A 24,260-nucleotide genomic window follows, 5' to 3' on the forward strand; every position below is an offset into this window, starting at 1 on the left:
CAACTACCATTACGCCGCCGGTCAACCCGATCACTGATTGCCCTGGTCCTGCTTCATGATTTCCTGCGCGGAGAAATTGATGCCGCACGTCGGAAACGAGTTGCCGACAAAGAAGTTGTCGGACTCACTCGGGAAATAGTTGACGCCCGCCTTAAGCTGCGAATCGTCGGTGACGTCGAGCGGCAGCTTGATCGCGACCGGGATTGTCTGGCCGTCCAGCGCAGCGAGCGCCGTCTTGATCGCCACGGCCACCTGCCCGGGTCCGCTGCCCGCTGACGTGCATTTCAGGCCCTGGCTCCCATACTGTGCACAGAGCTTGCGAAAGCCGTTCTCCGTTTCGCCACCGAACGGCACGAAAGGATGTTTCGCGTCGATCATCGCGCGCACGACTCCCGTGTCGCCACCCTGCGCCGACATTCCATCGAAATGGCCCTGCACGGCAATCGCGTCGGCGACGGCCTTCTGCGCGACCCCGTCGTCCCACTTGCCATAAACCTGGACGTTGTCCCATTTCTTGCCGGTCGCGTTCAACGTATTCTGGAAACCATTGTGCCGGTCAGTGTCGACCGACGTGCCCGCTACCCCGCGGATCTCGAGCACCTTGCCTCCGTTCGGCAAGTGGCCAGCGAGCCACTTGGCCCACAGCACGCCGAGCCCGTACTGGTCGACATCGACGTTGATCGCATCTTCGCTGTCTAGCGTGTTGTCGAACGCGATCAGCACGACGCCGGCTTTCTTCGCGCGGCGGATCGCGGGTCCGAATGAAGCGGGATTCTGCGCGTCAACGATGATCGCGTCATAGCCGGCATCGATGAAATTGTTGACGGCCGAGATCTGCGCCGGGACGTCCTCGCCCGTTGAGACAACCTTGAATTCCTTGAGCTTGGCGGCGACGGCCGGTTGCGCCGTATAGGCCTTGGCGGTCTTGATCATCTGGATCCGCCAGGTGTTCGCGATATAGCCATTCACGAGCGCGATGCGGTAGGGCCCGCTTTTCTTCGGATACTTAACGAATTTCGTATCGCTCTTCCATGGGACCATGCACGTGGGATCGCTGGGCGGCCCGGAAACGATCGATGCCTGCGCGAAAGACGTGCTTGCACACAGCGCCAATGTCGCGGTCGCCGCCGCTCGAAGCACCTGGATTCCTGAAAGCATGTTGTCTCCTGTTTTTTTGGATTGAACTTACCGGTTGCCGGCGCACATTGCTTGACGTGACTGACCGGCTCGGCGTGCGCAACGCAGGCAATCTTGCGGATGCTGCAGCGGGACCGAATCGGACTTGCCGAACCAGCGGCTTGGCCCCTTCAAAGATGCCCCTTCGAAGCGAAACCGGGGGCATACGCGGACGCCTCCCGGCCTGACAGTACTGGCATACCAATCCGCCCGCGATAGTGGTTTACCAGTGAGAAAGGGGCACTGCGCGATAGGGCTGAAACCCCGCCATTCCCTTGCTTGATGGGCGAATACAGTCCTGCGGCAAGCAGGCGCGGTGCTGCGCAAAATTGGTGTACCATTTCCGCGAACTTCAACCGCCGCCGGGCGGCTTCAACGATTTCGAGAATCCTGGATGGCCGATCTTTCGCACACGTCAACCGGCCGGGCCGCCGATGCGGACGCGGCCGACCGTACCTATGTCGGGCTGGCGAAACAGATATACGAACTGATCACGGCTGGCGGCGTCGGGCCCCGTGCCCGACTGCCTTCCGAGCGAACTTTAGCCGAGCGTTTCGGCGTAAGCCGCACGCTGGTGAGGGAGGCGATCATCGCGTTGGAAATGCAAGGCGTGGTCGAGGTGCGTGTAGGGTCGGGCATCTATGTGGCCGAAGCGCCCGAGGCGCGCTCGGTCACGTTCGAACTGCTGCGCGGGCCAGGCCCGATCGAGACGCTGCGTGCGCGGGGCGTGATCGAAAGCGGAATCGCGGCGCTCGCTGCGACCGAACGCAAGGATTCTGACCTCGACCTGCTCTTCGCTGCGTTGCGCGCAATGCGCGAAAACATGGATGACAAGGCGGCGAATGAGGCTGCTGACCGCGAGTTCCATCTGGCGATTGCGCGGGCGACGGGGAACGAAATGCTCTGGCTCGTGGTGAGCGCGATGTGGGACAACTCCCGGGCCGACCCGTTGTGGAAAAAGATTGAGGAGCACTTTCATACGCCGGCGTTGCGGTCGGCTTCACAGGAAGACCACCAGCGCATCTTTTCAGCCATCGTGGCACGCGACTCGGCCGCTGCGCGCTCGGCGATGCAGTCGCATCTCGCGCGCGTGATCGGCGAATTCACGAAGGCCTGGCGTTAGCTCAGCTTTGGCTATTCGAAATTCTGGCCTGGTTAAGCTTTCAAGCGAGACCGACGGGGCGTTTTTGCGCGGCTTGAGCGAACATATCGCTGAATTGATCGAGTACGACGAGCTCACCGCGGCCGGCGCGCGTGATGCGATAGAACGAGAACTCGACGGCGGGATGCATCTGGTCGACGCGCACTTGATAGTGCTGACAAATATGTTCGCAGAACGAGGGCATGACGGCGACGCCGAGCCCCGCGTGCGCCATGGCGATGGCAGTCTGCATATGAGCGACCACGATCCGCTTTCCAGAGGTCACCTCTTCCTTGGCAAGCGTTGCCTCGATCAGTCTTTGCAAAGGATTGTCCTTCGGCAACGTAATCAACGGCACACCTTCGAGCGCACGCCAGTTACCCTGAGTGGCATGACCCAGCTTGGCGTTGTCCAGCGCCGAAACCGCCACCAGCTGCACGGGAAAAAGCGGCACGCGGTCGATACCCGAAAGCTGGGAGAAGAAGATGCCAAACGCCGCATCCAGGTCGCCTTCCTCCACCATCCGGTGCAACTCCGACGGTGGCCGGTCGACGAGTTCGATCTGCGATTGCGGATGCGCTTGTGCGAAGCGGGCGAGAACGGGTGGCATTAAGCTGGCGGCGATCATCGGGGTACATCCGAGCAGCAGGGATGCCTGCTTCTGCCGGCCCAGCTCGTTCAGCTCGATCACCGACTTTTCGAGGGTCTCCACGATCTTGACCGCAGTCGGGAAAAACATCCGGCCTGCATCGGTCAGCGCCACCGTGCGCGTGGTTCGCTCAAGCAATCGGCACTGCAATTGCGTTTCAAGCTCACGGATGATGGCGCTGAGCGCGGCCTGGCTCAGGTGCATGCTCTGCGCGGTCTTGGTGAAGCTGGATGCGTTCGCCACGCCGAGAAAAACCTTGAGCTGCTTGAGGGACAAATTCATCTGCGACTTTTCCTTCGTATATCGGACAATCCGAGCGTAGGTGAATTCTACTCGTCCCGCCCGCACACGAACCGCTCAAGGCCGTGGCGCAACCAGCGCGCCCCAGCCTTGCATATCACCTCTTGACAGGCTCACCGCCCCTTCATGCGAACCCGTAACGCCCTTCTTCATCGCGGATGAGCGGGCGCTTCGCTGCAACATCTTCCAGCCAGCGGACGATTTCCCGGCCATCCCGCGTGCCGGTTGCGGACATCAGATCGACGAAGCGCTTGGGTCCATCTTCGAGCGCAGCCTCCAGTGTTTCAAACCGCGCGCCGGCATAGGCCGGCGGCGTCGGCACGCGGTGTTCAAGCGAGCGTTGCGTGCCTGGCTTGAGCAAGGGCAAGGTGAGGTCGAAGCCGGCTTTCGCGGTCTGCGTGGCGCCGTTGAGCGAAGGATCGAGCGGCATCGCGCGCAAGCCGCTTTGCAACACCAGGTCACGGTCCGCCTGGAAACGGGTAGCGAGCGCCCAGTCCATTTGTTCATCGGAGAAAATATCGATATCCGGATCCACGACGAACACATGCTTCACGTTTGCAAGCGATGCAAACACGGCGGCGATCGCGTTGCGTGCCTCGCCCGGCACACGCTGCTGCATGGCGACGCGCACGTTGAACATGCCGCCGGTCGCGGGTCCGGCATAGACCGCCTTGACTTCCCGCACGGCGGTTTCGAGCGCGCGCCAGACGGTCACCTCGGTGCGCAATGCCGCAAGCTGGGCGGTGTCTGTGCGTGCCATGCTGCGGCCGCCGATGGTGCAAGTCTGAAAGATCGCGTCGCGACGATGCGTGATGGCGGTGAGATGAAATACTGGATTCGTCTTGATGCCGCCGTAGTAGCCCAGAAATTCGCCGTATGGCCCTTCGGGCTCTGAATGGCCGCGTTCGTCCAGATAACCTTCGAGGATGAACTCGGCATCGGCGGGCACGCGCAGGGCGCTGGTCACGCATTTGACGACGCCCATTGGCGCGCCCCGGAGCGCCGCAACGAGCTCCAACTCGTCGGCGGGAATTCGCATGGTGGCGCCCACGTGATCGATCGGATGCGTACCGACGGCGAATGCAATCGGCAAGCGTTCACCGCGTTTGGCGTGCGCGATGGCAATGGCGCGCAGGTCCGACGGCGCGACCAAATCGATCCCCGCGGTGCGTCGGCCACGCAGCATCAAACGCCGCACGCCGACGTTAGTCCATCCGGACTCCGGATCAACGACAAAATCGATCGATGCCGAGATATAGGGGGCGCCATCGAGATCGTGCTGAAGGTGAACCGGCAGCTTGGTGAAATCGCATTCATCGCCGGTGAGCACGACTTGTTGAACCGGCGCTTGCTCGCGGCTGACTTCCACTAGTTGCCCCTTGGAGCGCAAACGCTCGCGCACGACGTCGAGCAACTTGTCAGGCTTGGTGCCGAATGCCCTGGCGAGGCGCGATCGGCTCGCGGTCACATTGCCTGCGAGGGAAGTGCTGTCGCCCGATGGCCGCTTGATCCACACCGCCCGTGCGTTGCCCTCCATCAGCGCTGCTATGTCGGCGAGTTCGACCGGGTTGTCGTGACGCTCGAGTTCGTCCCCATCGAGTGATTCAAGGAAGCGGCGTAGTCCGAACTGTTCCAGATCGGGTGGGCTCGCGCCGGTTGCGGTGTGTGGAATCTCAGCGCTGGATTTCAATGTCGTATTCCTTTCGTTCAATGTCGAGTACGTGACCGGTCATTCAGAAACGTGCCGATAGAGCCGTGGCCGCCAGGTGGGCGGCAAATCCGCTAGCGCTCGCGGCCGGCATTTCCGGCGCCAGATGCAGGAACTGCTTCACGGCGCGCAGTGTCACGGCGCTGCATGTCAACAGGGTCGCGGTAAGCGCGTCGGCTTCGGCATCCAGTTCGTCCGATGCCACCACGTGGCTGATCAACCCAGCCTGCAGCGCTTGCGTTGCGCTCAGCGACGCGCGGCTGAGCACCATGTGCGCGACCGTTTTCAACGGCACGCGGCCGATTAACGCGGACATGACCAGCGTCGGTGGAATGTCGCGTTCCATTTCGGGAATCTGGTAGATGGCGTCGTCGGCGCTCAGCGTGAGATCGCACACGCCCGCCAGCGCGCAGCCCACGCCAATCGCGCGGCCGCGCACGATGGCCAGCACCGGCACGCGCACGGCCTTGAGGGCATCGTAGAGTTCGAGCGGCGGCGCGGCCACGATTCTCCGCAGCGTTTCGGCGGAGGGTCGGGAGTCGGCAGCGGGCATTGGCGACTCGCGGCCGGTACAGAAATCGGCGCTGCTGCTGCGGATGCGCACGAGCTTCACTGCGTCGTCGAGATAGCTGATGGCGTCGATGATCGCCGTGCTCATGGCCGCGTTGAGCCGGTTGCCGTTGTCCGGACGATCGAGCACGACGTCGAGCACGTCGCCATGGCGCTGGATTGAAACGAGTTCAGATGACATGAGCGCTTCCTTGCTTGCGATGAATGAATTCCCACACGACGACAGGCGTCGCGGGCATGGCGAGTTCGTCGTTGCCGAATGGCCTCAGGGCATCGGCGAGCGCGTTGAAGATGGTCGCCGTGGCGGGCGTGATGCCGCTCTCGCCGCCGCCTTTTACACGTAGCGGATTACCGCTCGTCGGATCTTCGGTGAGTTCGACGCGCAGCGGCGGGACGCTGCCGGCGCGCGGCATGCCGTAGTCCATATACGAACCGGTGAGGACCTGACCGCTGTCGCGATCGAGATAGCAGCCTTCAGACAAAGCCTGGCCGATACCTTGTGCCAGTCCGCCATGCACTTGGCCTTCGACGATCAGCGGATTGATCGGCTGGCCGACATCGTCGACGGACGTGTAGTTCAGCAACGTGACAATGCCGGTGTCCGGGTCCACTTCGAGTTCGCAGATCGCCGCGCCGGTTGGATGCGCGGGGACACGCCCGTTGAACTCGGCTTCAGCGAAGAGCTTCTTCATCGATGGATTGTCGGGCAAGCCGTCGGACGCCACGTGGCCGGCGACATCGAAGAGACTCACTTGCTGGCCTGACGCGGAGTGGCTGAATTTACCCTCGGCGAAGTCGATGCATTCCGGCGTCGTATGGAACAGCGCCGCCGCGATTTGCTTGCCATGAGCGATGATTTGCGTGGAGGTATCGACGAGCAGCATGCCACCCAGCCGCATGGTCCGGTCTGAATGACTGCCGCCGCCGATGCTCACGAATGCCGTGTCGCCGGTACGCAATCGCACGGCCGACATGGATACGCCGAGGTATTGCGCGACGACTTGCGCGAAGGTTGTTTCGTGACCTTGTCCGGTGGATTGCGTGCCCGACACGAGATCGACCACGCCTTCCGGCAAGACGGTCATCTCGATGCGCTCACGCGGCGCGCCCACGGGTGATTCAATGTAATTCGCCATGCCGATCCCCCTCAAGCGCCCATTCGCGCTGGACGCGTTGCGTCGTGCGGGAAAACCGTTCCAATCGGCGAGTTCGAGCGCGCGTTCCATGTTCCTCGCGAAATCGCCGCTGTCATAGGTGAGGCCCATCGGACTCCGATACGGCAGCTTGTCGCGCGTAACAAGATTGCGCCGGCGCAGCTCGGCGCGTTCGATGCCGAGTTCAAGCGCCGCCAGATCAAGCATGCGCTCGATCACATGCGTGGCCTCCGGCCGGCCGGCGCCACGATACGGCGCCGTGGGCACGGTATTGGTCAGGACGGCACTCACATGGACAGCGGCCACGGGCACGTCGTAGACCGTTGTCATGATGCGTGTGCCATTGGACATCGGCACATAGGAGACGGTGTGCGCCCCGACATTGCCGATCCATTCGTTGTCGATGGCGAGAATGCGTCCTTCTTTCGAGAAGCCGATCGCGGAACGGATGATCTGGTCGCGTCCCTGGTAATCGGACAGAAACGCTTCGCTGCGATCGCTCGTCCATTTGACGGGACGCCTGACGTGACCTGCCGCCCAGACCACGGCAATCTGCTCGACGTAGACAAAGGAGCGCGGCCCAAAGCCGCCGCCCGTGTCCGGACACACTACGCGCAAGCTGGCTGGCGGCACGTTGAGCGCAGCCGCGATGCACAGCTTCTGGCGCACCGCGCCTTGACTCCCCGAGATCAGCGTGTACGTTTCGGCAGTTGCGTCGTAGCAGCCGATGGCGCTGCGCGGCTCCATCTGGCAATTCACGAGGCGGCTGTTATGAAATTCGCGCCGCACGACCAGGAAGGCATCGGCGATAATTTTTTGAGCGGCTTCACGGTCGCCTATCTGGGTCTGGAAACACAGGTTTCCCGGCGCTCCGTCCCAAAGCTGTGGCGCTTGTGGTTGCATGGCATCGGCGCCGTGCACGACTGCGTCGATCACGTCGTAATCCACGTCGATCAACTCGGTCGCGTTGCGTGCCTGAAGCGGCGTCTCGGCGATGACCATCGCGATCGCTTCGCCCACGTAGCGCACTTTATCGATTGGCAGCGGGATATGGCGCTGGTTGAAGACCGCGCCCGTGGTGGACGTGAGGAAGGCGGGCTGCGACGAAATCACGGCATCGGCCGGATTGGGGATGTGGTCGACACCTCTAAAACCCGCGTCCAGATAATCCTGACCGAGCAGCACGGCGAGAACGCCGGGCGCTTCTGCGGCCGCCGTGATGTCGATCGAGCGCAAGTGTGCATGAGCATGCGGCGAGCGCAGGAAGGCGGCGTGTGCCTGGCCGTCGATGTTGATGTCGTCGGTGTAATTGCCCTGGCCCGTGACGAAACGCCGGTCCTCCACGCGTGGAATGGGTTTGCCGATCATGACTTGCCGCTCCCCGGCGCGTCCAGCTCCGGATACATTTCCCGCGCTGCGTGCCGCACCGATTCAATGATGTTTACATAGCCTGTACAGCGGCAGATATTGCCTTCCAGCGCGTGGCAAATACTGGCTTCACTCAGCGAAGGCGGCTTTCGAAGGTAGAAGTCCACCGCCATGATCATGCCGGGTGTGCAGAAACCGCATTGCAACCCGTGACACTGCACGAACGCGTTCTGCACCGGATGCAATGTCTTACCTTCCGGCGCAGCGAGACCCTCGACCGTGACCACGCTGCCGCCGCTCGCCTGGGCCGCGAGGATGGTGCAGGACTTCACGGCGACGCCATCGAGATTGACCGTGCACGCGCCGCATTGGCTCGTGTCGCAGCCAACGTGCGTGCCGGTCAGCCGGCAATTCTGGCGTAGAAACTCTACGAGCAAAGTATGGTCCGGTACCGTGTATTGAACGCCGGCGCCGTTCACCTGCAATTGAACTTCAATCATGATGTGTTTGTGATCCTTGAACGAACCCGGTGAGCTGACTTAATACATCAACTTATGCACCGCAAAGCGTTACTTGACGACGGCTTCACTTACGTTGGCATTGAACCGCTTGAAGAATTCGGCGGCCAGCTTGTTGGCGACTGATGTTACGAGCCTGGAGCCTATCTGGGCCAGCTTGCCGCCGACTTGCGCGTCGGCAACATAGGTGAGCAGGGTGCCTTCGTCCGCGTCCGCGAGTGTGACCGTGGCAGTCATCTTGCCGAAGCCGGCGATCCCGCCTTCGCCGCCGCCAACGATCTTGTAGCCCTCGAGTTCGATTCGTTCTGACAGCACCAGCGTGCCTTTGAAGCGCGCTTTGACGGGACCGACCGATGCCACCACGACCGCCGCATATTCGTCATCGCTGACTGGCGTGAAAGCTTCGCATCCGGGCACGCATGCTTGCAAAACAGCGGGGTCATTCAAGCCTTTCCACACCAGTTCGCGCGGCGCCGCAATAGTCTGCGATCCGGTAAATTCCATGTTCGACTCCTGATTAGTTTGACTGTACACCGCGAGGTTGCAAAAGCGCCTGAAGCGCGCGGCGTGTGTAGGTTTTTATAAGGTGCGCGCGATAGGCGGCAGAACCGTTTGCATCGTTGGGAAGGTTCGACGAATCGACTTCAAGCGCAGCGATTGCTGCATCGGAGCAGTCCGTTTTCAGCGCGCTTTCCGCGTCGAACCAGCGGAATACCGACGGCCCCGCGCCCGTTACTGCAACGCGAATACCCGTGGGAAAGCACGCGATGAACACGCCGACCACGGCATAGCCCGACGCCGGATGCCGATACTTCGCATACGCCGCGCGCTCGGGGACAGGGAACTCGATGGCGACGATCAACTCACCGGGTTCGAGCGCGGTATCGAAGGTATCGATAAAGAAATCGTCGGCGGTAATCCGTCTCGCCGATGTCACGACGGTCGCGCCGAGCGCGAGCACAGCGCTCGGATAATCGGCCGCGGGATCGTTATTCGCGACTGAGCCGCCCAGCGTGCCGCGATTGCGCACTTGCGGATCGGCGATGATTCCCGCCAGTTGCGCCAGCGCCGGGATCGCCTGACTCACCTCGGGCGATGCAGCGACGTTCGCGTGAGTCGTGCTTGCGCCAATGCGCAACACACCATTCGCTGTCTGCACGCCGCGCAGTTCGGGCAGCCGCACGAGATCCACCAGATGCGTGGGCGCCGCGAGGCGTTGCTTCAGCGTGGGAATCAGGGTCATGCCACCGGACAACGGCCGCGCTTCCTCCTGCTCGCCAAGAAGCGCGGTGGCCTCGCTAAGGGATTCCGGCCGGATATAGATAGTCTCGTACATGCTTGTCTCCTGCGGATTGCGGCGCCGGACTTTTCCTGCGCCGTCCGGTCTTACGCCCGCTTCAAATAATTTTCCAGCGCCGTTGCGAGGGCGACCGGTACTTCGTGCATAGGATAGTGTGCCGCATTCGGCAGGACTTCCATCTCCGCGTTGCGATACCACGCAAGCCATGTGCTGCGCATCAACTCGGGAGTCAACGTCGGATCATGCTCTCCTATGAAGACTTTTACCGGTACAGGATGCCCCAACACGTCCGCTGACATGTCGCTTGCGGCCCATTGCGGCAGATAACCCGCGAAGGCCTCGGGCCGCGACAGGCGAGCCGATTCTTGCGCGAGGCGCGCGCTCCAGGCCGGTGATAAACGCTTGCCTGTAGAAAAGTCGATAATGGCCGCGCGCGCGTCAATGTCATTAACCGCGCGTTCGAACGCAGCCAGCCGCGCTGCATCCATCCGTGATCCACATGCCGGCACCGCCGCGATTCCCACCATCCGTTCAATGCGTTCAGGCGCGGCGAGCAGCACTTTCTGCATCGCCATGCCACCCATCGAATGGCCCAGCAGGCTGAAACGCGGCCAGTTCAGATGATCGGCCAGTTCGAGTACGTCGGCTGCCGCTTCAGCGAATGAGTGGTTGCCATTGCGCTCAATGGAACGGCCGTAGCCGCGATAGTCGAAGAAGACGTAAGTGAATGCGTCCAGGTCGAGCGCTGGCAGTATCGGCGTCCAGTCGGCGGAACTGCCGAACCAGCCGTTCATCGCGAGCACTTTGCGCGGACCGTTGCCAACTTTCAAAAAACCGTTGAGTGGTGTCATTGTTCGCCTGCATGCAGCGCGTGTGCCGCGACGATGCGGCCCCGGCATTCACCGAATCCGATCGATACAGCACCCGGATGGCTGGCACGCGCGGTCAGCGTGATTTCATCGCCGTCTTCGAGCGCAATGCGGGTCTCGCCGCCAGGCAGTTGCAATGGGTCCTTGCCTGCGTTCGTCAGCTCTGTGAGGCAGGCCCGCGACACTGCTGACTCGCCTGAAATAGTGCCGCTGCCGAGCAGGTCGCCGGTGCGCAGGTTGCAGCCGTTGCTGGTGTGGTGCGCGATCATTTGCGCGAAAGTCCAGTACAGGTTGCCCAGATGCGTCTGCGTGATGCGTTCCGGCGCCAACCCCGCTGAGCGCATGCGCACGGTACTCAGATACGCTTCCAGTTGAATATCGATACCACCCGCACGGCGATCCGCCGCGCTGTCGAGATGTGGCATAACGGCGGGGTCGCCGGCAGCGCGCACGGGTGCCGCAATACGAAACGGCGCAAGCGCCTCTTCGGTCACGATCCACGGCGACACGCTGGAATGAAAGCTCTTGCCAAGGAAGGGGCCCAAGACCTGCTCGAACCATTGGATGCTTTTCGCGGACCAGTCGTTGAGGAGGCAGTAGCCGAAGACGTGATCGAGAGCGTGGGCGGTGTCGACCGGTTGTTCGGGATCGTTGCCGCGCCCGATGAGCGCAGCCAGTTCCAGCTCGAAGTCGAGCGCCGGTGCGGGACCGAATCGCACTTGACCTTCCGCGTCGCGATACTGGCCGTGCGGGCGCCGCACATTTCCGCCGCTGACGCGAATCGATGAAGCCCGGCCATGATATGCAATAGGCAGCCACTTGAACGCGGCTGGAAGCGGCTCGGCGAGACCCTTGAAACGTCCATGCCGCTCTGTGTGATGCAGCGACGTCAGGAAGTCCGTGTAATCGCCAATATTGCATGCGAGCCGCATCTCGACATCGGACATGCGTGGCAGGATGAGTTCTTCAAGCTCGCGCAGACGGCCAAGGAGCGGTGTATCGCGGCTTAGCAGGCCAGACAGCGCGTGGCGCAGCGCTGACGGATAGCGCGGCTCGAGTGCCATCAACTCGTTGAGCTTGCCGTTCGCCGATGCAGTCATGCAGGCGACCAGCGCATCGCCGTCCACGAGCCGGGCCTCCGCCAACGCACGCAGGTCGATAATCTGCTCGCCGATCGCCACCCCCGTGCGCGCTTCGCCGTCACGGGTGAATGCGCCGAAGGGCAGGTTCTGGATCGGGAAGTGGCTGCCGGGCGCGTTGGCCAATTCGATCCAGCTGCGGCGCTCGGGATCATGTGTCTGATTCAATGAAATCATGCCGGGCGTTTCTGCGTGTGTGCGGTTTCTTCGGTCCATGCGTCGAGCGTGACGCGGGCGTCGGCTCTAAAGCCCGCCAGTTGCTCGGCGGGTGCAGTCGGCACGGTCAGTTCCAGGCGGATGCCGTTGGGATCGAAGAAATAGATGGACTGTACAAAATGATGATCGGTCGCACCCAGCACCTCAATGCCGGCGTCCAGGAGCCGCTTCTTCATGAATTCGAGTTCATCGAGCGCGCTGAGCCGCAACGCGATGTGATTGACCCAAGGCGGCGTATTCGGCGACGGCAGCGCGGCGGTGTTGTCGCCGAGATCGAAGAACGCGATGTTCGAACCGTCCGCCATTTCAAAGAAGAGATGCACGTACGGGCAATACTCGCCGGTGCTCGGCACGCGGTCCAGGCGAATCACATGGACCAGCGGCAGACCGAGCAGGTCTTCGTAAAACTTGCGCGTCTCTTCGGCATTACGGCAACGCCATGCGAAATGATGCAGGCCCAGGACGGGCGGAAGCTTGGACATTGTTTGTCTCCTTGATGACCGGGAAAGGGCGTTAGATCTCGACCGCGTCCACGTTGTATTCGAACAGCCAGTTGTACCGTTCCTTCACGCGCTCTTCGGTCCATTCCCGATCGACATACGCAGCGGCACCTTCGGCGTCGGCGAGTTGAGGATTATGGAAGCGCGTGGCATTGGCAGCCGATCCGCGCACAACACGTGCTGTTCGCTCCAGCCGCAACTCCGCATAGCGCGCCAGCGCCCGGGCGCGATCTGCTCCGTAGCGTTCGAGGCAACGTGCAAGCAGGTAACCATCTTCTATGGCCATGCCCGCACCTTGCGCGAGAAACGGCAGCGTTGGATGGCACGCGTCGCCGAGCAGCGTAATGTTGCCGGACGTCCAGTTGTTCATCGGCTCGCGGACCATGAGCGCCCACTTGTACGGGATATCGATCGCGGAAATCAGCGTGTGAATGTCCTCATGCCATCCTTCGAAGTCGCGGTGACATTCTTCGAGCGTGCCTTGTTCGGACCAGGATTCGACTTCCCAGCCGGACTTTTCCACTGCACCGACGAAGTTGATCAGCGTGCTTGTGCGCAACGGATAGTGGATGACGTGAGCGCCCGGGCCAACCCAGTTCACGCCATAGGGCGCGCGCAGATGGTCCGGCAAGCGGCTCGCGTCGATCACGCCGCGCCACGCCATGACGCCGGAGAATACGGGCTCATCGGGGCCGAACAACGCGCGCCGCACGGTGGAGTGAACGCCGTCGGCGCCGATCAGGAGGTCCGCCTCGTACGCCGCACCACCCACGGTATGTACGGTAACTTTCCCTGATTCCGTCTCCTGGTCCACCGAGGCCACTTTCTCGCCCAGCCTGATGGTGTCCGGGCTCAACGCGGCGACGCCTTCGGCGAGCGCCCGGTGCAGATCCGCACGATGCAGCGTGAAGTACGGGTAGCCGTAGATTTCGCGCGACTGGGTGCCAAGGTCGAACAGGCGCCATGACTGTCCGGTGTTCCACAGCCTGACCCGTTTGCCAAGCGGTTCGCACGCATCGTGCTCAAGCGTGCCGCCCAGGCCGAGCTGATACAAAACCCGCGTTGCGTTCGGACTTAATTGAACGCCTGCGCCTATTTCCTTAAGTGCCTGAGCCTGTTCGAGAATCGTGACGTCAAAGCCCTTCTTTAACAACGCGAGCGCGGCCGTCAATCCGCCAATGCCCGCTCCAGCAATAATTATTTTCATTCGTCTACCGATTTGTTTATCGTAAAAGTCGGTGTAATCGAGATTACTTATGAATCAATCGATAATTCCTATCAATCGTTCACTTTCTCGATGCCTGATTCGGTTACTTTAAAACAACCGTCCTTCCGGCTGAAGCAAATTAAACTGAATGACTTATCACTGAAATTTGATAATCGCAGAATAGGCGTGATTAGTCTGGGCATGACGATGGCGTCAGCAAACAAAGCCGGGTTAATCGGGTAAAAGCAAATTTTTATTCAGATTTAACAGCGTGGAAGTCCAGAGGTGGCGTTTAAACGCCCCAGCGGCGCACGGTGCTTGCCTCCAGGCCGAACAGGTCGAGCACGCGGCCAAGCGTGTGATCGACCATATCCTCGATCGATTCCGGGTTCGCATAGAAAGCCGGCACGGGCGGATAAACGATGGCGCCCGCTTCCGTGACCGCCGCCATGCTGCGGATGTGGCCAAGGTGCAGGGGCGTCTCGCGCACCATCAGTACGAGCCGCCTGCGTTCCTTGAGCATGACGTCGGCGGCCCGTGGGAGAAGGGCGCCCGTAATGCCTGTCGCGATTTCGGAGAGCGTCTTGACTGAACACGGAGCGACGATCATGCCCATCACCGGATAGGATCCGCTCGAGATCGCCGCGCCAATGTCGGCATTCGTGTACGCAACGCTGGCCATGGCGCGCACGTCGGCCACGCTGTAGTCCGACTCATGCGCAAGCGTGACTTGTGCCGAGCGGCTCATGACGAGATGCGACTCGATCTCCATTTGTCTTAACAACTGCAGCAAGCGCACGCCGTACACGACGCCCGACGCACCGCTGATACCGACGACCATGCGCCGTGGCGGAATTACTCTTGATTGCATTAGCTTCTCCGATTCCACTGTCAATGCTTTTTAGATCTGCATTCACATTTTCGGCGGATAGTAGCATGCCGGAGTCAAAGCGGAACACGCTTAATCCATATCAGCCAGTTAATTGGTAAAAACCCTTGTCAAGTAATCGGATTCTTTGATGAATCCATCGATAATTCGTGATTCAAATGCGGAACTGTCTTCGCTACACTCCGAGCTGCGTACAAGCCGCCTTGCCCGAAATTACAAAAATCTTGTGCGTTCAGGTTCATCCGACATCAGAGCGGAATAACGTAAATAAAAATTGGAGACGTCTTTGAATAAGCGATTTTTGATCGGCTGCAGCGTCGCCGCGTTGAGCGCGCCCGGATGGGCGCAGTCCTCGGCCACGATCTATGGGAGCGTCGACGTGGGGCTGGACTATGTCTCGAACTCCCGCAGCAGCCACCTGTTCCAGGAGTCGGCGGGCAAGCGCACGCCGGATCGTTTCGGGTTCCGCGTCGTGGAAGATCTGGGCGGCGGCAATTCGGTGGTCGCGCGCCTGGAGTCAGGCTTCCTGACCAACACGGGCGCGCAGATCAATCCCACCAGCTTCTTCAACCGGATGGCGATGGTGGGCCTTACGAACAACACCTTTGGGACCGTGAGCTTAGGCAATATTCCGGACTACATCTACGAGTACATTGGCGCGATCAACAACTCGGTTCCCGGCATTTCGTCGTTCTACACCGTGGGCAACCTGGATGGACTCGCGAACACGCACGCGCTGGTCAACTCGGTGAAATACGACACGCCGATTTACTATGGTTTCCAGGCCGGTGCGATGAACAGTTTCGGCGGCCAGGCGGGCAACTTCAGCGCAGGGCGCCAGTACAGTATTGGCGCGAAATACGCGCAAGGCGGTCTGAAGTTCGGTGTGGCCTACACCATGTCGCACAACCGTACCGCAGACGTATTTGGCGTGTTCAGCCTGCGGTCGCTGCTGGGACAGCAACTGCAGCAGGGGACCATGTTCAACGCCGCACGCTATAGCACGATTGCAGTGGCCGGTTCGTACGTGATCGGCCCGTTCACGCCGCATCTGACGTTCACCGACGTCAAGCTGCAGAACGCGAAGGGAAGCGCCTCGGAGCGCAATTATCAGGCGGGTGTCAACATCGACCTGACGGGCGAACGAATCTACGTGCTGGGCATTTCCTACAATCGCTCGCTCTTCGAGGACCTTACTTTCAATCAGTACAACCTCTTCTTCACCTACTTCCTCTCAAAGAGCACGCAGGTGTACGCGGGCGCCGGGCTGCAGCGTGCGTCGGGGCCGAACGCCCAGGCGGAACAGTTCGGCTACCTGCCCTCCAGCACAGGAAGCCAGACGGTGGCGCGCATTGGTATCAATCACTTGTTTTGAGGATGCAAGGCCGGATGTTGCGTCCGGCTCGAAAGAGGCATGCAGTTTCGTTCGAGGCTTTGTTCACCGTTTTCGATCACTTGATCACAAATTTTTGATTTTGTCGTAACGCAAGGCGCTTTATATTCACCTCGGCCCGATGGTCGAGTCCCGTACAAGAGAAACGAGCGTGTGCCGGGGCAGCCGAGGTGCATTTGACAATGAGGTTCATGGAAGACATGCAAGCAGATCGAACTTTCAATATCGCGAATCTGGTGGAAGAACAGAAGATCGGCCGGTTTGCCGTGGGCCTGTTGTTCTGGTGCTTTCTCGTCATGCTGATGGACGGCTACGACCAGACCGCCGTTTCATTCGCCGCGCCCTCGCTCATCAAGGAATGGCATGTCAGCCGCGGCGGATTCGGGTCCGTGTTCGGCGCCGGCCTGTTCGGTACGCTCATCGGCTCGTTCCTGTTTGGATACCTCGGCGATCGTCTTGGGCGCAAGAAGGCCATTGTGATTGGCACGCTGTTTTTCGGTGCGCTGACGGTGGCCTCGGTATGGAGCAACTCGCTCGACCAGTTGATGCTGCTGCGTTTTCTCGCGGGACTCGGGATGGGCGGCGTGATCCCGAATTCGGTGGCGCTGGTGGCGGAATACGCGCCCAAGCGGTTGCGCGCGACGTGGGTCACGCTGATGTTCTCGGGGTTTTCGATCGGGGCTGGATCGGGCGGGCTGGTGTCGTCGGCGTTGATCGGGCGCTTCGGATGGCCGGTCATGTTCGTGGTTGGTGGCGTCGGCTCGCTGCTTGTTGGCACATTGTTGATGTTCGTGCTGCCGGAGTCCGCAAAATTGCTGGTGGTCAAGAAGCGCAGTCCGGAGGTCGTGGCGCGGCTCGTTGCCCGTCTGCGCCCGGAGCTGAGCATCCCGGGCGACGCGCTTTTCATCGCCGATGAAGTAGCGCAAGTCAAAAAGCGTTTCGTGTTGAAGCTGATCTTCTCGGACGGCTTGCGCGCCATCACGCCGCTGCTGTGGATTGTGTTTATCGCCAATTCAATGGCGCTTTATTTTCTCCAGAACTGGTTGCCAATCCTGATGGAGGGTGTCGGTGTGGGCGCCCAGCATGCCAGCTTGATTACGGCGATGTTTTCGGTCGGCGGCGTGATCGGCGGTCTGATCCTTTGCCGCCATGTCGATCGCCACGGCGTGTTGGCCGTGATCGCGCTGCCCGCCATCGGTTGCCCGATTGTCGCGCTGCTGGGCACGGGGATGTCGGAGACATGGCTCACTATCGCCGTGTTTTTCACGGGCTTCTGCGTGGTCGGTGCGCAGTACGGACTCTATGCGGTGGCCGGGATGATTTATCCCACGTCGTTTCGTTCAGCGGGTGTCGGCAGCGCGATTTCGATCGGCAAGATCGGGTCGGTGTCGGGGCCGGTCATCGGGGGAATGCTGCTCTCCATGCATCTGCCGGTATCGGACCTGTTCTACGCAGCAGCGGTTCCGTTCGTCATCGTCGCGGTTTTTTCGGCCGTGCTGGCAACGTTGTATCGCGCCCGGTTCGGCGCTGATCACGCCGCGGGTGCCGCTTCGTCCGAGCGTGTCGAGCACTCAGTCAAGCCGTCGTGAGCGCCTGTCGGTAATGGCTTTTTCTAATTGACCCAGAAGGGAAGTTGATGGGCCGTACCCTCTACGACAAGATCTTCGAGGCCCACACGATCCGCGCGCAGGCGGACGGCATGTGCCTGCTTTACATCGACCGGCATCTGATCAACGAGGTGACGAGCCCCCAGGCATTCGAGTCATTGCGACTTGAACGGCGCAAGGTGTGGCGTCCGCGAGGGAACTTCGCGGTCGCCGATCACAACGTGCCAACCACCCGCCGCGACGAAGGTATCACCGACGAAATCTCGCGGATCCAGGTCGATGCACTGCGCGCGAACTGCGCGGCAAATGAGATCGTGCATCTTGGTATGGATAACGAACGACAGGGCATCGTCCATGTCGTTGGTCCTGAATTGGGCATCACCTTGCCAGGCATGACGATCGTGTGTGGTGATTCGCATACCAGCACCCATGGCGCGCTTGGGGCACTCGCGTTTGGAATAGGGACCTCGGAGATCGAGCACGTCCTCAGTACACAAACGCTGCTGGTCCGGCGCAGCAAGAATCTGCGCGTGACAATCGAGGGTCGTCTACCGGCAGGCTGCAGCGCGAAAGATCTCGCGCTCGCGGTGATCGGTCGTATCGGCACGGCCGGCGCGACGGGCCATGCGATCGAGTACGCCGGAGCGGCAGTGCGCGACTTGTCAATGGAAGGGCGCATGACACTCTGCAATATGTCGATAGAAGCGGGCGCCGTGGCCGGGCTGATCGCCGTCGACGCGACCACTCTGCAGTACTGCCGTGAACGGTTCTATGCGCCTCAAGGCAGCGACTGGGATCGCGCGGCGCTGGAATGGAGGGCGTTGCAGTCGGACCCGGATGCTCGATTCGATGCCGATGTGGTGATGAATGCGTCTGAGTTGTCGCCGCAGGTCACGTGGGGCACATCGCCAGACATGGTTGTGGATATCACCGGCGTGGTGCCCGATCCTGCTCTTGTCAGCGAGCCTGGGCGGCGCGCGTCCTGTGCGCGAGCACTCGAGTACATGGGTCTGTCGGCAGGCGTCCCGATCGAAAGCATCGCGCTGGATAAAGTGTTTATCGGTTCATGCACGAATGGCCGGATTGAAGACCTGAGGGCTGCGGCGAGCGTGTTACGCACGCTCGGTGGCCGTGTTGCTTCCACCATCAAACTGGCGCTCGCGGTCCCGGGTTCAGGCGCGGTCAAGCGTGAGGCGGAAGCAGAAGGATTGCACGGCGTCTTCATGGCTGCCGGCTTCGAATGGCGTGACCCCGGTTGTTCGATGTGTCTCGCGATGAACGCCGACCGCCTTGAGCCGGGAGAACGGGTTGCGTCGACGTCCAACCGCAACTTCGAAGGGCGCCAGGGCGCCGGCGGCCGCTCGCATCTCGTCAGCCCCGCGATGGCAGCCGCCGCTGCGTTGCGCGGGCATTTCACCGATATCCGTACTTTCGCCGTGAACGGGACGCTGCAATGATCGAAGCTTTTTCCAGCCACACAGGTTTGGCGGTGCCGCTGGATCGCGATAATGTGGACACCGACGCGATCATGCCCAAGCAATACATGAAGTCCATCGCACGCCTGGGATTCGGTCCTTATGTCTTCGACGAATGGCGCCATGAGGATGTTGGCTATTACGGCAAACCGACGAGCGAGCGTGTCATAGCAGCGGGTTTTGTGATGAATCAACCTCGTTATGCCGGCGCGTCGGTGCTGCTGACACGACGCAACTTTGGTTGTGGTAGTTCACGCGAGCATGCGCCGTGGGCGCTGTTTCAATACGGTTTTCGCGTGCTGATCGCCGAAAGTTTCGCCGATATTTTCTATAACAACTGCTGCAAGAACAAGATGCTCCCCATTGTCTTGAATGCGCAGGATATAGAAACGTTACTGGCACAAGTCAGTGCTGTTCCAGGTTACGCACTGAAGGTCGACCTGCCGGCTCAGACTGTCACTACGCCAGATGGCACGACCCTGCATTTCGATATTGCGGCCTCGGTCAAGGCGCGCCTTCTTGACGGCACGGACGACGTGGATGACACCTTGTTGCTGGCATCGGAGATCAAGGCGTTCGAGGAGCGGCGGCTGAACGAGAGGCCGTGGTTGTGAAGCTTTGGCGTGGTTCCGGGCGTGATGCCGACACGCGCTTTAGTCGCCGGATGTTGATGTACCGCTTGTTGACGCACCGTAAGACGTGCACTCAGTTTGCCTTTGCGCGGTCAATTTCTGTTGCGCCCGTTGCAGACTTTCGGGGTAATCAACCTGGTCGTTCGCGGTTGGATCGAATCCTGCCTGCTTGAACTGGATAAAGTCCGCCTTCACTGCTGCGCGAGTGGGTGTGCCGTTGTCTTGAGCGACGGCCAAAGCAGGGAATACGATTGCGAGGGCGAGCACTGCCGACGTAAAAAATAACCGGGTCATTTCATGTTCCTGCGAGCGGTGGTAGTAGTGGAGAATTTTTTTGTTAGCTGGCATCTTTTGCGATTCAGTATTTTATTAGTATAACTACCAATTGGTTTTTTTAAAAACTAAATAGTTGCGGAAAATTACACTTTGACCCAGCCGTAAAGCGCTCGACGGGCTTTAAACGCCAGCTTCTTTATGCGCGAGCCGTGCTTCGGTTTCGGCGAGTACGGTTATGGTGTGTTCTCCTGGCGCCGGAGTCCGAAGATCGGGTTTGCCGGGTTCGCGCAAGAAACGGATCGGCGTATTCAGGTGCAGGTCGCCGTTGCTGTCGGCGAGCAACATGCCTCGTTCGCGCACGTGCGGATGCCGCAGGGCCTGTGCGTAATCAATAACAGGCGCAACACCAATGGATCGTGCTTCCAGCCATTCGATCCACGCTGCCAGCGGTTTGAGCTTGAACGTCTCTGCCAGCAACTTGCGCAGGGGATCTTGTGCGGCTCCCGGCTTGCCCAGCGCCACGCTTATCAAGTCCGGGTGCCCGAGCCCTTCAAGCAAGGCCCTGGCAAAACGTGGTTCGCCAGCGCCCAGGCAGAGCCATTCCCCGTCAGCGGTCTCATAAGGTTCAAGCATCGCTTGGCCAAGTGCTAGCGTGGACTCCTGATGTTCTTGCGCGAGGGCGCCGAACAAGGCCCCCGGACGCGCGTTTAGCGCGACATCGTGCATCGACACATCCAGATAGTCGCCAAGACCCGTTGTCCGCGCCGAGAGCAATGCCATCAGAATGCCGGCGAGGGCACTGTGGGCACTGCACCAGGACGCCACCGAGACTGGCGGAATGACTGGCCTATGGGCGTCATCTCGGGGCAGGATACCCGCCAGCGCTTGCACGGCGGGATCGTGGGCCGCCATGTTGCGCAATGAACCGTCCTGACCAAATGCAGTGACCGAGCAATACACAAGCCGCGGATTGATCTCTCGCGCGATAGCCTGGCCGATACCGAGCCGCTCGGCGACACCGGGGCTGAATGATTCGATCAAAACGTCCGCGTCACGAATCAATTGTTTCGCCATCTCCCGGCCGTGCGCCTGCTTCAGGTCGAGCATGACGCTACGCTTGCCGCGGTTGAACACTGAAAAAGAGTCCCCCGCGTTTTGCGATGCGCGGCTGCGGCGGCCGCCGCGCGTAGGGTCGCCCTCCGGCGCTTCGATCTTCGTCACCTCGGCACCGTGGTCGGACATGATGGCCGAAATCAGCGGGCCGGCCATAAACCGGGAAAAATCCAGTACGCGGATGCCTGATAGTTTCAAACCGAACCCTCTGGTGAGATTGGAGAAAACTCACCGCCGGTCAGCGTGGTTTTGCGTAGACCGACGGTGCACGGATTGCAAGCGGCGCTTAGCGGCCCGTGAACTTGGGCGGACGTTTGTCGAGGAAGGAACGGATGCCTTCGGTGGAGTCACTCGATCCCACCAGCGAGGACTGCGCGAGGCGCTCGAATAGCCGTCCAGTTTCGGTATCGACGTTCTGGCAGGTATTGGTCACATGCTTGGCGATACCTACCGCGAGCGGCGCGCCGCGCATCAGCAGCCGCGCGAATTCGAACGTTTTTGCTTCGAGTTCTTCGTGCTCGACGACTGAGCGCACGAAACCCATGCTGCGAATTTCATCGGCGTCAATGGTGCGGCCGGTCATCACCAGATCCTTGACGTTTTCGATTCCGATCATCTGGATCATGCGCGAGCACGCGCCGGAAGCGGGGATCACACCGATAAAAATTTCCGGCAGCAAGAAGGTCGCGCGATTGGACGCGAAGCGGAAATCGCACGATGTGGCCAGTTCAATCCCGCCGCCTGCGCAGACACCATTGATTGCCGCGATGACAGGCTTCTCGATAGCCTCGAGATCGTCGAGCATGTCGTGGTTGGCGCGAACATAAGCGCGATAGTGCGGCAGCGGCATGCCGCGTTCGCCTTGCAGTTCCTTGACGTCGCGGCCCGCGCTGAAACCACGGCCCGAGCCGGTAATCACGATGACACGTACGCTCTCGTCGTAGTTCAGCCGCCACATCGCAGCGCGGATTTCACCGATCATCGCGGAGTTGGATGCGTTGAGTTTATCCGGGCGGTTCAGCGCGAGCTTCGCGACGCCTTCCACCGGCATCGTTACTTCGATCGTCTTGAATTCGTCGCTTTCCACCAGATATCCGCGCGGCCCCGCGGCCCGGTTCAATGTCCAATCCATGTGTGTCTCCTTCAGGGTAGTGTAAGAAAAACTACTTTGCTTAGCGGACCGCCGCAAACTGATCGCGGAGTTCGCGTTTGAGAATCTTGCCGACACTGTTCATCGGAAAAGTGGTGACGAAATGGATGGCTTTAGGAGACTTGTAGCCGGCAAGCTGCTTCCGCGCAAAGCCGATTAATTCGCTCTTCGATATAGTCCTCCCTTCATGCAGTATGACCATGGCAGTGACGGTCTCGCCCCATTCGTCACTGGGCAAGCCAATCACGGCTACGGCCTTGACGTACGGATGCTCTGACAGCACGGCTTCGACTTCCGCTGACGAAACGTTCATGCCGCCCGTCACGACCATGTCCTTGGCTCGATCTATTGCAAAGAGAAAACCGTTGTCGTCGAGATAACCAATGTCGCCGGTGTAGACCCATTCGCCTCGCAGCGTTTTTGCGGTTTCTTCCGCACGGTTCAGGTAACCAGAAAAATTGCTGGGCGAGCGCACCGTGATCTCGCCGGGTTCGTTGGCCGGCAGCGGCGTGCCATCCTGCAGATTGCGAATACAGATTTCCGCATACTTCGCGGGGCGACCGACCGACGCCAGCAACCGCGCGGGATCTTCCTGCAGGAGTGCCTCGCGATGATGCTCCGGCATCAGGTAAGACACGAGGCCGCCCATCTCGCCTCCGCCGAAGCCCTGGTAAAAGCCGCAAGGGAAGAGGTCAAGCGCGCGCTGGATGGTGCCCGGCGGCATTTTTGAGCCGGTATAACCAAACAGTTGCAACGAGCCGATGTCATAGGTCCCTATTCTCAGTTCATCGGCCAGGCGGCTCATCATGGTCGGCACGCCGCAAGTGTGAGTGACACCGTGGGCCTCGATCTTGTGCAGCGCATCCTGCGCGTCGAACTCGCGCGTCAGTACGTTGCCGACGCCGTGGTAAGCCGCAGCGATAGCCATCCAGATCCCGGCGCCTGAAAAGAGCGGCAACATCTGTAGGAACGGTCCGGTTTTCGGCACCGGGATCTGCGAGAAAAAATTGTCAATACTGGAGAGGATTTGCCGATGGGTCCCAAGACATCCTTTGGGTGCGGCAGTCGTGCCGCTCGTATAGCGGATCGTGCGGATTTCGTCGGGATCAATATGAACGGGTACCGTATTCTCGTTGCCGCGTTCCTCAATACTCCGATAACTCAGCCATCCTTCCGGCACGGCCGCCTCACCCCGGACAATGACCGTAACGCCGGGGCGCTTCAGAATACTCGCCAGGTTGTCGACGAATTCCGCATCAATGATGATGGCGTTCGGCTTTGAGTCGTCGAACAGGACCCCGATCTCACCGGTCGTCAATCCGTAGTTGATTGGCACAGCCAGCATGCCCACCTTGGCGATGGAAAATATCATCTGAACCGCCGATGCGCCGTTGCGGATAACGGTAGCAATACGGTCGTTCTTGGCAAGTCCAATGGCTGCCAGTCCATTAGCCATTCGATTGGTGCTTCGATCAAGCTCGCTCCAGGTGAGCACTTGGTCGTCTTCAATAAGGGCTACGGCATCGGGCGAGATCTTCGCGTTGCGAGCAACAAGATCACCGACTCGCAGATTAATCATCTTTCGTCTCCTTCAGTATTGGCGTGTAGTTCGTCAAGGCAGATCGGAATGTTATATCCGGCTGTATATAACGTGAATCAAATTATTCGCATTAATCCATTAGCAATCACCGAATAGTTGAGTTGCGCCGGGGAGCGGGGACGACGTAGCGCTCACCGGCTGTCCGCCGTGCCCATTTATCGACTTGTTCGATGACTTGATAAAAATTTGGTGATTCAGTGTGCGGATTACGTCCGCTACACTCGAATAGCATTCTTGCTGGCACTTCGCGCCCCGCCAAGTCTGGCGTGACCTAATAAAATACTCACAAAATATTCAGGAGACGAAATGC

At 60.3% G+C, this 24,260-nt stretch carries 22 protein-coding genes; 5 read left to right on the top strand and 17 right to left on the bottom strand.

All coding sequences use genetic code 11. The features are described 5' to 3' along the window. Positions 1-30: 30 nt before the first annotated feature. On the bottom strand, positions 31-1,158 hold the full coding sequence (locus ACMX25_RS24245; RefSeq protein ID WP_414952591.1) for a sugar ABC transporter substrate-binding protein: 1,128 nt from the start codon (positions 1,156-1,158) through the stop codon (positions 31-33). Between the two features lie 412 nt (positions 1,159-1,570). On the opposite strand from ACMX25_RS24245, the gene ACMX25_RS24250 reads away from it, so the two are divergent. Then, positions 1,571-2,299 (top strand): FadR/GntR family transcriptional regulator, encoded by a 729-nt coding sequence (locus ACMX25_RS24250; protein WP_414952592.1) that lies wholly within the window; start codon positions 1,571-1,573, stop codon positions 2,297-2,299. 40 nt (positions 2,300-2,339) lie between these two features. Here ACMX25_RS24250 and ACMX25_RS24255 read toward each other — a convergent pair whose 3' ends face one another. From ACMX25_RS24255 to ACMX25_RS24310, 12 genes are all read right to left on the bottom strand, one after another. Next, a complete protein-coding gene (locus ACMX25_RS24255) occupies positions 2,340-3,248 on the bottom strand; it encodes a LysR family transcriptional regulator (RefSeq protein ID WP_414952593.1) in 909 nt (302 codons plus the stop codon). Between the two features lie 142 nt (positions 3,249-3,390). Next, the gene (locus ACMX25_RS24260; protein ID WP_414952594.1) at positions 3,391-4,956 is read right to left on the bottom strand and encodes a UbiD family decarboxylase; all 1,566 of its coding nucleotides are present in this window, start codon (positions 4,954-4,956) and stop codon (positions 3,391-3,393) included. A 43-nt stretch (positions 4,957-4,999) separates the two neighbouring features. Next, a complete protein-coding gene (locus ACMX25_RS24265; RefSeq protein WP_414952595.1) occupies positions 5,000-5,725 on the bottom strand; it encodes an enoyl-CoA hydratase/isomerase family protein in 726 nt (241 codons plus the stop codon). Then, positions 5,715-8,066 (bottom strand): xanthine dehydrogenase family protein molybdopterin-binding subunit, encoded by a 2,352-nt coding sequence (locus tag ACMX25_RS24270; RefSeq protein ID WP_414952596.1) that lies wholly within the window; start codon positions 8,064-8,066, stop codon positions 5,715-5,717. Before ACMX25_RS24270 ends, ACMX25_RS24265 begins: the two co-directional genes overlap by 11 nt. Continuing rightward, the gene (locus ACMX25_RS24275; protein WP_414952597.1) at positions 8,063-8,566 is read right to left on the bottom strand and encodes a (2Fe-2S)-binding protein; all 504 of its coding nucleotides are present in this window, start codon (positions 8,564-8,566) and stop codon (positions 8,063-8,065) included. Before ACMX25_RS24275 ends, ACMX25_RS24270 begins: the two co-directional genes overlap by 4 nt. A 69-nt stretch (positions 8,567-8,635) precedes the next feature. Continuing rightward, positions 8,636-9,088, bottom strand: coding sequence for an SRPBCC family protein (locus tag ACMX25_RS24280; RefSeq protein WP_414952598.1), 453 nt, complete (start codon positions 9,086-9,088; stop codon positions 8,636-8,638). 13 nt (positions 9,089-9,101) lie between these two features. Continuing rightward, positions 9,102-9,920, bottom strand: coding sequence for an FAD binding domain-containing protein (locus ACMX25_RS24285; RefSeq protein WP_414952599.1), 819 nt, complete (start codon positions 9,918-9,920; stop codon positions 9,102-9,104). Positions 9,921-9,970: 50 nt separating this feature from the next. Continuing rightward, entirely contained in the window at positions 9,971-10,735 is a 765-nt protein-coding gene (locus ACMX25_RS24290) for an alpha/beta fold hydrolase (RefSeq protein ID WP_414952600.1), read from the bottom strand. Further along, complete coding sequence (fahA, locus tag ACMX25_RS24295; protein ID WP_414952601.1) at positions 10,732-12,069, bottom strand: fumarylacetoacetase; 1,338 nt, start codon at positions 12,067-12,069, stop codon at positions 10,732-10,734. Before fahA ends, ACMX25_RS24290 begins: the two co-directional genes overlap by 4 nt. Then, entirely contained in the window at positions 12,066-12,590 is a 525-nt protein-coding gene (locus tag ACMX25_RS24300) for a VOC family protein (protein WP_414952602.1), read from the bottom strand. The genes fahA and ACMX25_RS24300 overlap by 4 nt, the downstream gene beginning before the upstream one ends. A gap of 31 nt (positions 12,591-12,621) precedes the next feature. Further along, positions 12,622-13,815, bottom strand: a complete 1,194-nt coding sequence (locus ACMX25_RS24305; protein ID WP_414952603.1) for an FAD-dependent monooxygenase — start codon at positions 13,813-13,815, stop codon at positions 12,622-12,624. Between the two features lie 292 nt (positions 13,816-14,107). Beyond that, entirely contained in the window at positions 14,108-14,686 is a 579-nt protein-coding gene (locus ACMX25_RS24310) for a UbiX family flavin prenyltransferase (RefSeq protein WP_414952604.1), read from the bottom strand. A 304-nt stretch (positions 14,687-14,990) separates the two neighbouring features. On the opposite strand from ACMX25_RS24310, the gene ACMX25_RS24315 reads away from it, so the two are divergent. The 4 genes from ACMX25_RS24315 to leuD all read left to right on the top strand — a co-directional run bounded on the left by ACMX25_RS24315 (position 14,991) and on the right by leuD (position 19,793). Then, entirely contained in the window at positions 14,991-16,079 is a 1,089-nt protein-coding gene (locus ACMX25_RS24315; RefSeq protein WP_414952605.1) for a porin, read from the top strand. Positions 16,080-16,297: 218 nt separating this feature from the next. Continuing rightward, positions 16,298-17,686, top strand: a complete 1,389-nt coding sequence (locus ACMX25_RS24320; RefSeq protein WP_414952668.1) for an MFS transporter — start codon at positions 16,298-16,300, stop codon at positions 17,684-17,686. A gap of 47 nt (positions 17,687-17,733) precedes the next feature. Then, positions 17,734-19,161: a 3-isopropylmalate dehydratase large subunit gene (gene leuC, locus ACMX25_RS24325; protein WP_414952606.1), complete on the top strand. Its 1,428-nt coding sequence runs from the start codon at positions 17,734-17,736 to the stop codon at positions 19,159-19,161. Beyond that, entirely contained in the window at positions 19,161-19,793 is a 633-nt protein-coding gene (gene leuD, locus ACMX25_RS24330) for a 3-isopropylmalate dehydratase small subunit (RefSeq protein ID WP_414952669.1), read from the top strand. Before leuC ends, leuD begins: the two co-directional genes overlap by 1 nt. 39 nt (positions 19,794-19,832) lie before the next feature. On the opposite strand, the gene ACMX25_RS24335 is transcribed toward leuD, so the two are convergent. The 4 genes from ACMX25_RS24335 to ACMX25_RS24350 form a co-directional block, all read right to left on the bottom strand. Continuing rightward, the gene (locus tag ACMX25_RS24335) at positions 19,833-20,105 is read right to left on the bottom strand and encodes a DUF4148 domain-containing protein (protein WP_414952607.1); all 273 of its coding nucleotides are present in this window, start codon (positions 20,103-20,105) and stop codon (positions 19,833-19,835) included. A gap of 162 nt (positions 20,106-20,267) precedes the next feature. Then, complete coding sequence (locus ACMX25_RS24340) at positions 20,268-21,398, bottom strand: CaiB/BaiF CoA transferase family protein (RefSeq protein WP_414952608.1); 1,131 nt, start codon at positions 21,396-21,398, stop codon at positions 20,268-20,270. Between the two features lie 88 nt (positions 21,399-21,486). Then, positions 21,487-22,332 (bottom strand): enoyl-CoA hydratase/isomerase family protein, encoded by an 846-nt coding sequence (locus tag ACMX25_RS24345; protein WP_414952609.1) that lies wholly within the window; start codon positions 22,330-22,332, stop codon positions 21,487-21,489. A gap of 40 nt (positions 22,333-22,372) precedes the next feature. Beyond that, on the bottom strand, positions 22,373-23,929 hold the full coding sequence (locus tag ACMX25_RS24350) for a class I adenylate-forming enzyme family protein (protein ID WP_414952610.1): 1,557 nt from the start codon (positions 23,927-23,929) through the stop codon (positions 22,373-22,375). Positions 23,930-24,260 lie beyond the last annotated feature (331 nt).

The sequence above is a fragment of the Caballeronia eucalypticola genome, from assembly GCF_047608185.1.
Classification (GTDB): domain Bacteria; phylum Pseudomonadota; class Gammaproteobacteria; order Burkholderiales; family Burkholderiaceae; genus Caballeronia.

Coding starts and splice junctions, on each gene's coding strand:
- ACMX25_RS24245 (WP_414952591.1), bottom strand. CDS start 1,158: ATGCTTTCAGGAATCCAGGTGCTTCGAGCGGCGGCGACCGCGACATTG.
- ACMX25_RS24250 (WP_414952592.1), top strand. CDS start 1,571: ATGGCCGATCTTTCGCACACGTCAACCGGCCGGGCCGCCGATGCGGAC.
- ACMX25_RS24255 (WP_414952593.1), bottom strand. CDS start 3,248: ATGAATTTGTCCCTCAAGCAGCTCAAGGTTTTTCTCGGCGTGGCGAAC.
- ACMX25_RS24265 (WP_414952595.1), bottom strand. CDS start 5,725: ATGTCATCTGAACTCGTTTCAATCCAGCGCCATGGCGACGTGCTCGAC.
- ACMX25_RS24270 (WP_414952596.1), bottom strand. CDS start 8,066: ATGATCGGCAAACCCATTCCACGCGTGGAGGACCGGCGTTTCGTCACG.
- ACMX25_RS24275 (WP_414952597.1), bottom strand. CDS start 8,566: ATGATTGAAGTTCAATTGCAGGTGAACGGCGCCGGCGTTCAATACACG.
- ACMX25_RS24280 (WP_414952598.1), bottom strand. CDS start 9,088: ATGGAATTTACCGGATCGCAGACTATTGCGGCGCCGCGCGAACTGGTG.
- ACMX25_RS24285 (WP_414952599.1), bottom strand. CDS start 9,920: ATGTACGAGACTATCTATATCCGGCCGGAATCCCTTAGCGAGGCCACC.
- ACMX25_RS24290 (WP_414952600.1), bottom strand. CDS start 10,735: ATGACACCACTCAACGGTTTTTTGAAAGTTGGCAACGGTCCGCGCAAA.
- fahA (WP_414952601.1), bottom strand. CDS start 12,069: ATGATTTCATTGAATCAGACACATGATCCCGAGCGCCGCAGCTGGATC.
- ACMX25_RS24300 (WP_414952602.1), bottom strand. CDS start 12,590: ATGTCCAAGCTTCCGCCCGTCCTGGGCCTGCATCATTTCGCATGGCGT.
- ACMX25_RS24305 (WP_414952603.1), bottom strand. CDS start 13,815: ATGAAAATAATTATTGCTGGAGCGGGCATTGGCGGATTGACGGCCGCG.
- ACMX25_RS24310 (WP_414952604.1), bottom strand. CDS start 14,686: ATGCAATCAAGAGTAATTCCGCCACGGCGCATGGTCGTCGGTATCAGC.
- ACMX25_RS24320 (WP_414952668.1), top strand. CDS start 16,298: ATGCAAGCAGATCGAACTTTCAATATCGCGAATCTGGTGGAAGAACAG.
- leuC (WP_414952606.1), top strand. CDS start 17,734: ATGGGCCGTACCCTCTACGACAAGATCTTCGAGGCCCACACGATCCGC.
- ACMX25_RS24335 (WP_414952607.1), bottom strand. CDS start 20,105: ATGACCCGGTTATTTTTTACGTCGGCAGTGCTCGCCCTCGCAATCGTA.
- ACMX25_RS24345 (WP_414952609.1), bottom strand. CDS start 22,332: ATGGATTGGACATTGAACCGGGCCGCGGGGCCGCGCGGATATCTGGTG.
- ACMX25_RS24350 (WP_414952610.1), bottom strand. CDS start 23,929: ATGATTAATCTGCGAGTCGGTGATCTTGTTGCTCGCAACGCGAAGATC.